At 66.6% G+C, this 11,484-nt stretch carries 10 protein-coding genes and 1 pseudogene; 3 read left to right on the top strand and 8 right to left on the bottom strand.

Features of this window, described 5'->3' with window-relative positions:
• Window positions 1-1,136 precede the first annotated feature (1,136 nt).
• On the top strand, window positions 1,137-1,610 hold the full coding sequence (locus tag ACWD35_RS43270) for a helix-turn-helix domain-containing protein (RefSeq protein ID WP_451356828.1): 474 nt from the start codon (window positions 1,137-1,139) through the stop codon (window positions 1,608-1,610).
• Entirely contained in the window at window positions 1,610-1,993 is a 384-nt protein-coding gene (locus tag ACWD35_RS43265) for a MarR family transcriptional regulator (RefSeq protein WP_451356827.1), read from the top strand. Before ACWD35_RS43270 ends, ACWD35_RS43265 begins: the two co-directional genes overlap by 1 nt.
• A gap of 124 nt (window positions 1,994-2,117) precedes the next feature.
• Here ACWD35_RS43265 and ACWD35_RS43260 read toward each other — a convergent pair whose 3' ends face one another.
• The 3 genes from ACWD35_RS43260 to ACWD35_RS43250 all read right to left on the bottom strand — a co-directional run bounded on the left by ACWD35_RS43260 (window position 2,118) and on the right by ACWD35_RS43250 (window position 4,265).
• On the bottom strand, window positions 2,118-2,711 hold the full coding sequence (locus ACWD35_RS43260; RefSeq protein ID WP_451356826.1) for a GNAT family N-acetyltransferase: 594 nt from the start codon (window positions 2,709-2,711) through the stop codon (window positions 2,118-2,120).
• A 399-nt stretch (window positions 2,712-3,110) separates the two neighbouring features.
• Entirely contained in the window at window positions 3,111-3,320 is a 210-nt protein-coding gene (locus ACWD35_RS43255) for a hypothetical protein (protein WP_451356825.1), read from the bottom strand.
• A 333-nt stretch (window positions 3,321-3,653) separates the two neighbouring features.
• Entirely contained in the window at window positions 3,654-4,265 is a 612-nt protein-coding gene (locus tag ACWD35_RS43250) for a CGNR zinc finger domain-containing protein (RefSeq protein ID WP_451356824.1), read from the bottom strand.
• Between the two features lie 103 nt (window positions 4,266-4,368).
• Between ACWD35_RS43250 and ACWD35_RS43245 the strand changes: the two genes are divergently transcribed.
• Window positions 4,369-5,217 carry an SDR family NAD(P)-dependent oxidoreductase gene (locus ACWD35_RS43245; RefSeq protein ID WP_451356823.1) on the top strand — a complete coding sequence of 283 codons (849 nt, stop codon included), beginning with the start codon at window positions 4,369-4,371 and terminating at the stop codon, window positions 5,215-5,217.
• A gap of 580 nt (window positions 5,218-5,797) precedes the next feature.
• Here ACWD35_RS43245 and ACWD35_RS43240 read toward each other — a convergent pair.
• The 5 genes and pseudogenes from ACWD35_RS43240 to ACWD35_RS43220 all read right to left on the bottom strand — a co-directional run.
• A complete protein-coding gene (locus tag ACWD35_RS43240) occupies window positions 5,798-6,193 on the bottom strand; it encodes a DUF6009 family protein (protein WP_451356822.1) in 396 nt (131 codons plus the stop codon).
• 130 nt (window positions 6,194-6,323) lie between these two features.
• On the bottom strand, window positions 6,324-7,877 hold the full coding sequence (locus tag ACWD35_RS43235) for a DNA primase family protein (RefSeq protein WP_451356821.1): 1,554 nt from the start codon (window positions 7,875-7,877) through the stop codon (window positions 6,324-6,326).
• 870 nt (window positions 7,878-8,747) lie between these two features.
• Entirely contained in the window at window positions 8,748-9,302 is a 555-nt protein-coding gene (tpg, locus tag ACWD35_RS43230; RefSeq protein ID WP_451356820.1) for a telomere-protecting terminal protein Tpg, read from the bottom strand.
• 179 nt (window positions 9,303-9,481) lie between these two features.
• Window positions 9,482-10,861 carry an FAD-binding oxidoreductase gene (locus tag ACWD35_RS43225; protein ID WP_451356819.1) on the bottom strand — a complete coding sequence of 460 codons (1,380 nt, stop codon included), beginning with the start codon at window positions 10,859-10,861 and terminating at the stop codon, window positions 9,482-9,484.
• Window positions 10,862-11,292: 431 nt separating this feature from the next.
• A pseudogene (locus ACWD35_RS43220) lies at window positions 11,293-11,484 on the bottom strand (aromatic prenyltransferase); the annotation flags it as partial.

The raw sequence follows: 11,484 nt of genomic DNA, 5'->3' as shown, positions 1-11,484 counted from the left end.
GCCCCCCTTTTCGCGGGCCCCCGGTTCGCGGCCCGCGACGGCGGGGGGTTCACCGGCCTGCGGTGGGCGGGGGCCGGGGTGGAGCGCGCAGCGCTCCCCCCGACCCGCTCCGCGGGTCCCTCGCTGCTGCGCAGCGAGGCAAACAAGGCCTCCGCGCAGCGGAGGCCACTTCCCGCTTCGCGGGAAGACACTGCCCGTGTGCATCACAGGCAGTGAACTCGCCTGCTTCGCAGACGAGTTAGGCGCACCCGCTCCGCGGGAGCACCCCGGAGCCGCACAGCGGCTCCGCCAAACCAGCCCGCCCGCACAGCGGGCGGGCGCACCTACAGAAGGGCCCGCCCCGCAAGCGGCTGCGCAGCAGACGCGCACCCACACTCCACAACCCCATGCAGTCCTCGACTGAAGCACCATCATGAGTGCGAGCAGGGGCCTAACCTGGATCGGCCGGGGCAAGCTTGGAGCAGAAAGAGCCAGCCCTTCCTCCCTGAGGGGGCTGCGTGACTGAGGCTCAGGGAATGCTTCAAAATGTAGTCCAGATCTGAAATGGATCACAGCGTCCCTACCGGTCCCCGTACCATGCATCACCCTGACACCACACCAGTGCACCCGCATGACATCGAGGCCTCTTGCACACCCAGCCCCGGCATGCCCCACAACCGCCGGTACACGCAAGGGGTTCTCCGCACAAGCAGGTCGGCCATACAGCCGGCCGTCGGCCGACGACCCCAGTTGAACACCTCCTGCGCACAACCCGTATAGCTGACAGGAACCGGCGCAAGCGGCCCACCCGGGAACTTGATGACACCTCAGTTCTAAGTGATAGCGGTGCCTCTCTGACCTGCTCTCCGATTGGCGGCTGCAGCACACCCGCTCAGCGCGAGGGAGCTGTTCGAAGGGCCTAGGAGAGATGCATATAGAGGGGACAGGCATCATCGCAGGTCAGAGGCCATGTGATGTGACGCTGAGGGCTATTCAAGTATCACAATGGGACGACTCTTTCCCTTGGAGGGGAAACGATAGCCAGTCAGAATCGCGGGCCGGACACCTCGTGTCGTTCCCCTAGAGGGGAACCGGCCGTTACCTCCAGCATGCGTACATCGTTCCCCTCCATGGGAAACCTCTAGGTGAGGAGTGGTATGGGCGGGGGCAGGGCAGCGGTGAACACGTGCACCGGCGAGTACGTTCAGCTCGAACTCCTACACCCGGATAACAAGCCGTACCTCTGGAGCGGCGGCGGTCGGCATGTGGCCGTCAGCAAGTCGCTGGCGGCCGGCGTATGGGAGAAAGACAGCGGCTACACCAAGAACGACAAGCTCGTCTACGGCTACTACCTGTTCAACTCCCCGTCCGGAGATGAACCGTTGCGTCAGAGCTTCCGAGAGATCGGCATCAATCTGGAGCTACGTCCGAACGCCGTGAGCAAGTCCGTCGGAAACCTCCACCGCGGAGGATTCCTCCTCAAAGCCGAAGAGGTCGGGCGTGTCACCTTCTACAAGGTCAACCCCCGAGCTGCTTACGACGGCTCCTCCCGACAACAACGCAAAGCAACCCAGACCGCCCGACACCCCGTAGTACGCTGCCCCGCGCAGAAAACGAAGGAGGCGTCCTGATGACCCCCACGGCCCAACGCTTCGACGCCCCCTTCATGGACGCCAGCGAACTCCACGACCTGCTCCTTCGCTCCAAGCTCAAGCAAGGCGCGGACCTGAAAGTCCTGATGTACTACGCCACCGCCGTCCCCACTGGCGAACCCGTACCCACCACCGCCACCGACATCGGCAAACAACTCGGCCTCAGTACCACCAGCGCCTCACGCAGCATCGGCCGACTCGCCCAACAAGGCTGGCTCCAACACGCCTACACCGCCATCGGCATCAAGTTCTACCGCCTCGGCCCTAACGCCACCCACCAAAACAAACACCCAGACACGCCAGACCCCACCGAGCAACCCCTCGCAGCAGTCCACCACCTCCACCCACACACACAACCCTGAGAGGGCCCCAGAACACCACACAGCGCCCCACCCCAACAGAAGTGGCAATCAGGAGCCCGTACACCATTCCCCTCCAGGGGAAACGAGCTGGCACTGCCGACGACCAAACAACCGACAGCCGAAGTCAGAGTGGCAGTTCGCGGACCATGCAGTCGTACAGCGGCGCCTCGTCCCAGGGATGCGACACCCCGGCCTTCCGGTAGCCCCATGCCGCGTAGGCGGACCGTGCCGGCGCGGCCTCCGGCTCCGGCCGCACTGTCAGTGTGACCCGCTCGGCCGCTACACCGTCCAGGAGCCGGGCGTGCAGCTCGGCGGCGATACCGCACCGCCGCCAGGCCTTGCGTACGGCCAGTTCGATGATGACGAAAGTCCGGCGGCCGTCCTCACGAGCCCACTCCCTAGGGAGGTCGATGTCGAGGTTCTTCCACCAGCGGGTGTCCGCGGCGAGGTAGTACCCGTAAGTGAAGCCCGTGATGACCGTGCCCTCGCGGGCCAGGACCAGCCGCATGCCGGGGCGCTGGACATGTACCCGGTAGTGATCGATGAACTCGGCTACATCGCGAGGGCCTTCGTCGTACGGCGGCTCGGCGTAGACCTCCTCGTAGGCAGACCGGATCCGATAGTGACCACCCGGCCGCCGGGCCGGGGCAGGCGCGGCAACAACGCCTCGGTGCGCAGGATCGCCGGAAGCATGTTGCTGTCGAAGGCCCGCCGCCACGGCTGGACCTCGAGGGCTGGCAGGACGCGTGCAGGTGTCCGTCCCTAGGTCGTCCACCACGATGGACTTCGGCACCACGGCGACCGGGGACGACGACCAGCATGTGCTGCGCCTGTCCCAGCCTTGACGATGTCTTACGCAACTCCTATGGCGCCGTCGCTGGTTCGAGCGATCACCGCAGGGTGACTGGGATCTTGGCCAATCCTGATCGAGGGCTGGACAACGGCACGCCACGAGGCCGATCACATCCAACGGACGTTTCCCCGGCCGCACGAACCTGACCATGCGGCAGCTCGCGCCGCTGTTCGGCGTCTCGCCGACCGCAGGTCCTCGTCATGCGCGGAGGGTTCGGGCAGGCGGCAGGTCCTCCCCCAACTGGTGCCGCCCGCGAACTTCAGGTCAGGGTGAGCGCTTGGCCGCCTGGTCGCGACGGCGCAGCAGCAGGCCGAGCTGGACGACCAGGTCCAGCATGACGGCCTGGACGACGGCACCGTTCAAGGTGTGGTGCGGGAAGCGATGGCGTACGGCGGCGGAGACGGGCAGCGCGCGGGGGACGACAGGGCGGGCGTCGATGCCGCGGGTTCTGTCGCTCGTTGGTGGCTGTTGCATTCACAGGACAGATGAAAGCTGATCGCCTCAGGGAGGCGGGCGACGCAGATCGAAGCCAGCAACCCGGCCCACCTCGCCACCTGATCCTGGTTGTACGGGCTGCTCACGGAGGAGCGGGTCCGACCGTGGTTGCAGCAGTCCGCCGAAAACCAGCAGCCCTGACCCTCCGTCGCCACGTTCACTGCGCAGCACTGTCGGCCGGCATGGCGCTGACCAGGCGAGGGCGGCCTCCGGCCCATCGGGGCAGACAGGGGAAGGCCGATCTGCCGGTGCCGCTCACCCCCAGTTCCGGGCGCGCGCCGCAGGTCACTCTTCCCCGATGAAAGGGCGGTCTCACGCCTCGGACGGCGCGCCACTGCCTTGGCGCTGCCGCTGACGGTGTTTGCGCATCGACACCTGAGAGCCGCAGCCAGTGCTGCAGTACAGCCCTCCCCCATTGCGGGTGCGGTCGAAGAAACCGAAATGGCATGGGGGGTTCCGGCACGCCTTGATGCGCCTCCAGTCGCTGCTCTGGGCGAAGGTCGTCACCGCGGCCAGTACGGTTCCGAATACGCGCGGCACCCCCGCCTGCGGCGACGCCAGCTCTACACCGCTGGCCGTGACCACCGTCGCCAGCGGGTAGAGCGAACCCGCGCGCCGCAGGTGCCGTTCGGCACGCTGCAGCGGCTCACCCAGACTTTCCTCGTCGCCGGAGTGCGCCAGCAGCACGGTCACCAGAGCATCGCGCAGCTCGCGCGCGACCGCGGCGTCAGCGTCGGTCGCCGCGGTTTCGCCGCCGAACTCGTCGCGCTCCGCCAGCCACGCCGCGAACGAGTCTCCGTCCCCGAACAACTCCCGGCGACCCGATCCGTCCGCGCGGGTGTTCACGAACGCGAGAACGGTCTGCACCGTCGGCGTGACGGTGCGCGGGCTGAGTTCGGGAGATCTGGCTGCTGCACTGCTCATGGATCCACCCTACATCAGAGCAAGCGTCGCTAATCCGACTAGAGAGCAACTCTGGCGTCCAGATTGCTTGACTCGTTGCGAGCTAACGCCTTACGATCGCAACATGAATAGGGCATCCAACCAGCAGACCCACCTCCGCACATGGCTGATCACCGGCGCGACGTCCGGCATCGGCCGCGAACTGACGCTCCAGGCACTGGAGAGCGGCGACGCCGTCTCAGCTCTCGCCCGCGACACCTCCTCCCTGGACGAACTGGCGGAAGCGCACGGTGAGCGCCTGCTTCTCATCCAGGCGGACGTACGTGACGAGCAAGCCGTCCGGGACGCGGTGAAAGACACGCTCGCACGCTTCGGCCGCATCGACGTGGTGGCCAACAACGCGGGATACGGACTGTTCGGAGCCGTTGAGGAAGCCTCCGACACGCAGGTCCGTGCCGTGTTCGACACCAACGTCTTCGGAGTGCTCAACGTGCTCCGCGCAACGCTGCCGGTGCTCCGCGCCCAGCGGTCCGGGCACATCCTCCAGGGCTCGTCGGTCTACGGGCAGTCCGCCCATCCCGGCGTGGGTCTACTGGCCGCCACCAAGCACGCGGTCGAGGGGCTGTCGGACGCGCTGGCAGCCGAGGTCGCGCCGCTCGGCATCAACGTCACGATCATCCAGCCCGGGCTGACCGCGACCCCCTTCCTTGCCAACCTCGATGTCGCACCTGGCCTGGGCGACTACGACCAGACGGTCCGCGAGGTTCAGAAGGGCATCGGAGAGCTGCCGGCATCCGCCTTCTCCGCCGCGGCGCGGATCGCCGCAGGCATCCGGACCGCGGTCGACAGCCCCAACCCTCCGCTGCGCCTGGCCCTTGGCGTCTCCAGCGCGACGAGCATGCGCCCCGCCTTGAAGGCACGCATCGCAGACCTGGATAGCTGGCAGCGCGTGACCGACGACGTCGACAGGTAGCAAGCCACGAATCCCGCCGGGGGACGTGGTCACGGCGGAGGCGGCCCGGCCCTCCTTACCGCCCGGCCGCGACCGAGGGGTCTGGGTCGAAGCCACGGCCCATGGCTTCGACCCAGACCCCGCTATCTGCTCGCGGTCGAGGCTGTGGTGAGACGGCTGGGGGCGAGTACAGGGGAGCCGGATCGGGCCGCGTCAGGCTTGCGTTCGCGTTCCGTGAGTAGCTCGCCGATCACCTGTGCGTAGACCTGCAGTTTCTCTGTGAGTTGCCGGTTCTCCTCGGTGAGGCGGTGGTTTCGTTCTTCGAGCTCGTCCGCACGCAGCTGCCTGCGGCTGTGCTGGACTGGTGACATCCGGCGCCGGCTCCCCGCAAGGGATCATGGGCGACATCTTCATCTGGCACCGCCTCGCCCCGTGACGGCGAGGGGAAGTTTCAGTCCCGTCAGTCCCGTGGGTCCCGGCATGGGGCGCCGTGGGTGCGAGGGAGTAGCTCGAGGTGTATTGGAAGTGGGCAGGTCAGCCCGTCACCTAGGCAGTCACGGGACTGACGGGACGGAAAGATCAGCAGTCCCGTGTCGCGCAGTCATACCGACGTCGCTTGCCTGCCTGCTGGTGCTATCTCCGCAGTCCTCTGCGAGCGTGGCGTCTTGGTGCCGACCTTGCCCGGCTCGATGGTGCGGGGGTCGACGGCTTCTCCCGGAGCACCCACCGAGTACGGCCCCTGAGGCTGCCTGTCGCGGTCGTGGGGCAGGAGGAAGAACGCGCGGCGGGCGAAGAGACCGGAGTCGGGATCGCTGGCTGCGCCCGGATGGAGGTTCGTGTAGCCGATGAGGCGGCCGTCGCGCGAGTAGCGGGGCTTGCCCTTGCGGGTGGGTACTTTGTCCAGGGCCTGCCGGACGTAGTCGAGGTTTTCCGGGTCCTCGAGCCAGACCACTTCGGTTTCGTCGGTGAGCTGGCTGTCTTGCAGCATCGAGCTCATGGCCGCAGACCCTCCTGTCCCGTGGGCCGGCCTCTGGCCGGATCATGCGGCGCGCTCACCGCTGGTTGTCTGGTTCTGGCAACTATCGTAGGAGTCCTGGGCAGGCGGCCGTCGGACTCTGTCCGGGGCGTCATTCGTCGGGCCCTGTCCCGGCGTCGGCGAGGAGGGCCAAGCCGGGGTAGAGCTTGCGGTCGTTGTTCTTGATCATCTCTGCTGGGGAGGCCAGGCCGAGTTCCTGGCGGATGCGGCTGGCGAAGGCGCGGCTGGTGGCCGGGCGGATCCCTTCGTCCGAGCACCAGCGTCCGTAGGTTTCGTAGAGGAGTTTCTGCTCGACGCGCAGTTCGGGATTGGGCTGCCCGCCTTGCCCCTTGGTGCACCGCTCGGCGATGAACCGGCCGATGTGGTCCTCGGTCTTCTCGTAGGCCTCGGTGGCCAGCCGTACGCTGGCCGGTCCGTGGAGCGGGTCCCTGGTGGCAAGGTACTTCTGGGCGCCTTGGATGAGCCAGTGCAGGATGCCGGGGCCCTCGTCGAGGACGAGTTCCTGAGCCAGGTTGTCGATCTTGAGTTCGTCAGGGACCTTCCGCTCGAACGGGATGATCCTCATGCGGCGCCAGAACGCGTAGCCGCCGGTGCCGACTTCGGGCCGGTGGTTTCCCAGGAGCCACAGCTTGTGAGTGGGCCTGAAGGTGAAGAAGTCCTGGCGCATACGGCGGGCGGTGATGGTGTCGCCGCCCGTCAAGAGCTTGACGCGGGCCTCGTTGAACTTGTCGTTCGGCTTGAGTTCAGAGCACACGACGATGCGCCGACCGTGCAGTTCGGTCAGCTCGGTGCTGTGCTCGGTGAACTTTCCCTTCTCCATCAGGAAGCCGGGCGGGGCGGCGTTGGCGTAGTCCCCGAGGATCTGCATCATCACCTCGAGCAGCACGGACTTGCCGTTGGCGCCGGACCCGTAGAGGAAGGGCAGGATTTGGGCGCCCACGTCCCCAGTGACGGAGTAGCCGAGCAGCAGGTGCAGAAACGCGATCGTCTCCCGGCCCTTGGTGTCGTCGCCGAAGGTGTCGCGCAGGAAACTGTGCCACCGGGGCAGGGGCATGTCCTCCGGTCCGACGGTGGTGGCGCGTGAGTGCATGTCCGCCAGCGGGTCGGGCTTGCGCAGCTCACCGGTCCGCAGGTCGACGACGCCGCCCGGGGTGCACAGGGCGTACATGTCCCCGTCCATGGAGTCCGGGTCAAGACTGAGTCCCGGCGCGGCCTGCGCCTGCTGGAGCAGGGCCTTCACGCCCGCGGTGGACTGAGTGCGTCGTCGGTGCGCGGCCAGTTCCCGGTTGCTGAATGTTCCGTGCGGGTCGGTGCGCGGCATCTGCTCGGCCATGTCGCCGGCCGCCCACATCGCGCCCTTCTCACCGCCGGTGCGTTTCCACCGGTACTGGTCCCACGAGTACCAGCCCAGGCCCTCCACGTGCCGAAAGCGATCGCTGTACAGGCGCGCGAACAGCTTGGCGTTGCCCCGGTCGGTCAGCTCGTCCGGCAACAGGCCTGCTGGAGCAACTCGTCGGGTCGCCTCGCTTCCCGCCTGCGCGGGCACCATCGCCTGGTCTCCAGGCAGGCCGAGGTCGAGTCTTGTCTGAAGGATCTGGTCGGCGGCGGTCGCGGTGTCGAGACGTGCCGACTCGGCACTGCTCATGAGCGTCCCTTGTGAAAGCCTGGGTGAAAAAGGCCAGTAGAAGAAGCGAGGCCGGTACGACTGCGGCGCTCGTGAATATCTCCATCGCAGCGGACACCGCGGGGTGCTGACGAGCCTGCCGCAAACTGGCCGGGCACTAGAGAGTCCTTGTCCTAGCTGGTCTTCTTCGTCTGGGGCATCAACCCCACGGACACCGTGTCCGTTGTGCCGCCACCCGTCTCAGAGGCGGGATCAACGGGACTGACGGGACTGAAGTTTCCGCTTGGATCAGAGGCTAGCGCACACCCCGTCGTGGCAGCACACGTGCCATCCGCGTGTCGAACAGTCCCGTTCAGTCCCGTACACAAAAGAGCAGGTCAGAGGGTTCAAGCTCCGCGCTACGGGACTGACGGGACTCAAGGTTCTATATATGAGCTGCACAGCACACGTAGTAGTACAGAAATACGTACGCGCGCATACACGCGCACCTGATCGGCATAACTTGCAGTGTCGGTCCCGTCAGTCCCGCTCCACTAGCAGGCATGGCCTCTGACCAGGCACTTTGCCTGCGGGACTGAAGCGGGACCAAAGCCTGCAATGAGTCCCGTGCTCGACGAACGGGCACTGCCGCTCACCGCATAGGGTCCGCGGCGCAGCGGGTCCAGGGGCCGGCCAAGGCCAATTCGGTTGCTTTAACTCGGACCTGTAGCACTCCCCCACCCGTCTGTTGGACCTGTACCACCGAAAGTCAGCTACGACGATGCCAGCAGTCGACGGAGCAGGCGCGCGTGTGTTGCAGCAACCCTGCCCCGGTCTCAGCCACGTTTCCTATCTTGAAGGCCCCGACGGACCCGGCATGGAGGAGTCACGTGCCTAGAGCCAATCGGCGCATCAGTAGTCCAGCTCCAGCTGCTCGATGCCTGTGAACTCGACCAGGAGGCCCTCGGCGCGGTGGCCCCGGTCGCGGAAGTACATCTCGCCCAGGCCCTCGGCCAGGACCGACTGGAGCTCGGTCTCTGTCGCGCCTGCTTCCTGGGCTGCGAAGAGGCGGGCTGCGTACTCGGGCGGCAGCGCCTGGTTGAGGTGGCGGACACGGGGGTCGTCGGTACTGCCGGGGGCCGCCGTGAAACCGAAGCGCGCCCGGGTGGAGACGAAGATGCCATCCGTTGTCGCCGCCTGCTGCCGGGCTCGCTCGCGTACCTTCGGCTGCCAGCGGTGGCGGGTTTCGCGGTAGAGACGGTCGGCCAGGGCCTTGCGGGGGTGTTTCAGCTGGCCCTTGATGTAGCGCTCCACCGTGCGCTGGGAGATGCCCAGGAGTTCGGCCACCGGCCTGGTGCCCTTGAGTTGTCGTACCAGGTACCGCATCTGGGCTTGGGCCGACTTCGGCACCGGGCGGGTGAAGTGGCGGGCATCCGCCTCCTCCAGGCTGTCACCCACATCAGCCACCGTCCGCTCCCCCTCCGCCCACTCACGTCTTCCGATCCAGGAACGGAGGAGAGAGCGATCCGGTCACGGGGCGGACGGCGGGTGAGTTGAGGGACGCCTGGGTTGGAGGGTGGAAGGGAACCCAGACGGCTTCGGGCCGGCGCTGTCCCGCGCCGGACCGAAGCCGTCCCGAGTCGGGCTCAGCTGCCGATGCTCTGCGCGTGCCGGAAGAAGTTCGGCGCGTCGTACCGGCGCTTGACCGAAACCAGCCGGGGGTAGTTCTCGGCGTAGTACGCCTGCCGCCAGTCCCCCAGGTCCGGGTTGGGGAAGTTGAGGTACGACTCGCCACTTGAGAGCGGGTCGATGATGTTGAAGGCCTGGGTGGGCCACACCATGGCGGCCTCGGCCTCCTCCGCGGGTGGCTGCCCGTCGTGCAACAGGGTCGCGCAGGCCACGAAGAACTCCGCGCCGCGGTGCACATACGCGGTCTGTGTGCGGGGGACCTCGTTGACGACTCCGCCGAGTGCCGTGAAGTACAGGTACGTGATGTGGCCTGGCTTGCGGTTGGCTTCGAAGGCGGCGAGCAGGTCGGCCACCCCGGAGCTGCCCGTGGGGCGGTTGAGCAGCCGGGTCCGCTCCCTGAGGAAGGGAGTGCGCTGGATCTTGGCGTCCGAGTTCGAGCCGGCGCGGTGGCACTGCTGGAACGTGAGCTGCTCGCAGCCGTAGACGGCCTTCATCGCCTCGTCGTACGGAAGCTCCTCGACCGTACGGAGGCTGGGCGTGGCGCCTGCCTCGGCGGCCAGTTCGTTCAGGGCCTGCTCGATCTCCGACTGCGGCCCGTGGTAGCCGCCGTTGATCTTGATGATCGGCACATTGCCCGGGGCGCCGTCGCGCAGGAGCACGTTCAGGGTCGAGCCCAGGTTGTTCGAGCCGCTGGAGCACCACTCCTGCCAGGCCGTGATGATCTCCTGGGCCTTGTCCCACGGCCAGTAGGTGTCGAAGTACACCATGCGAGGGGCCGATATCGGACGTACCTCGAAGTCGACGGCCACGCCGAAGTTGCCGCCGCCACCACCGCGGATGGCCCAGAAGAGGTCGGGGTGCCTCGCCTCGGAGGCGCACACGATCCGACCGTCCGAGAGGACCATCCGAGCCGAAACGAGGCGGTCACTCGCGACCCCGAACTTCCGTACCTGAAAGCCCATGCCGCCGCCCGAGATATAGCCGCCCATGCGTACGGTGGCGCAGGTGCCCGTGACTATCTGCCTGTTGTAGGGCTTGAGCGCGGTATGGGCGTCGATGCTCTGCACCCCGGGGCCGAGCCGCACCGTGTCGTCGCCGACCGAGACATGGTTCAGCCGGGAGACGTCGAGGATCATGCCCTGGCCGGTGGACCAGCCGGCCAGGCTGTGGCCGCCACTGCGGGTGTGTACCGCGATGTCGTTGTCACCGGCGAACTTGATGGCCGTACTCACGTCCTGGGGAGTCTCGCAGTAGACGATTCCCTGCGGTTCTACGGTGTCGAGCTCTACCAGAACGCCTTGCTTGGAATAGGCGTAAGCCTGGTCGGAGGGCAGCACCACATCTCCCTGCAGATGCCTGCGCAGCTGCCCCCATTTGTCTTCACCTGCATATACGGACATCACTGATGACCCGACAGTGGCAGCCGCGAGCGCCATGCTGCCACCAGCGCGAAGAAGGGATCGTCTACTCAGCATCGTTCCTCCAGGACCAGAGACCAGAACTGACAGGTGGCGGGGGTCATTCTCAAGGGCTGGGCCGGCGAACCCTCGTTCGCCCTATGGAATATCGAGCTCAATTGCAGCACGGCTCCAGGTCTAGCCGCCGCACCGGGATCCTGTCACACTCCCGAACCTGTTTCAGCGGATTTTCCACTGAACAATCTGGGCGATGACATCGCCTGGCGCTTCCCTTCACTAGAATTTCGGCACCAGCGAGGAATACGTCTCGTATTGCCGGAGGGAGCCGTGCCTCGGTCTTCGATTGTGTGTCAGTTGCCGGTGCCGGCGGGGCCGAGCAGGACCTTCGCCTCCAGGGAGCCCTCGCTCAGCTGGTGGTACGTCTGGAGCTTGAAGTACTCGCCGCCGGCGTAGGAGGCGACGTTGTAGAGGCCCTGGAGGGGGCCGGGGTAGGTGTGGGAGACGTTCTTGGCGAACTTCTCGACCTGCGCATCGACCGTGAT

The sequence above is a fragment of the Streptomyces sp. NPDC002671 genome (genome assembly GCF_053592475.1).
The sequence above is the reverse complement of the archived record's forward strand: the minus strand, read 5'-3'. Positions and strand labels throughout refer to the sequence as shown.

Bases quoted from the DNA above. Each gene is read 5' to 3' on its own strand.
- ACWD35_RS43235 (WP_451356821.1), bottom strand. From the start codon at position 7,877: ATGAGCAGTGCCGAGTCGGCACGTCTCGACACCGCGACCGCCGCCGAC.
- ACWD35_RS43245 (WP_451356823.1), top strand. From the start codon at position 4,369: ATGAATAGGGCATCCAACCAGCAGACCCACCTCCGCACATGGCTGATC.
- ACWD35_RS43265 (WP_451356827.1), top strand. From the start codon at position 1,610: ATGACCCCCACGGCCCAACGCTTCGACGCCCCCTTCATGGACGCCAGC.
- ACWD35_RS43240 (WP_451356822.1), bottom strand. From the start codon at position 6,193: ATGAGCTCGATGCTGCAAGACAGCCAGCTCACCGACGAAACCGAAGTG.
- ACWD35_RS43250 (WP_451356824.1), bottom strand. From the start codon at position 4,265: ATGAGCAGTGCAGCAGCCAGATCTCCCGAACTCAGCCCGCGCACCGTC.
- ACWD35_RS43270 (WP_451356828.1), top strand. From the start codon at position 1,137: ATGGGCGGGGGCAGGGCAGCGGTGAACACGTGCACCGGCGAGTACGTT.
- ACWD35_RS43255 (WP_451356825.1), bottom strand. From the start codon at position 3,320: ATGCAACAGCCACCAACGAGCGACAGAACCCGCGGCATCGACGCCCGC.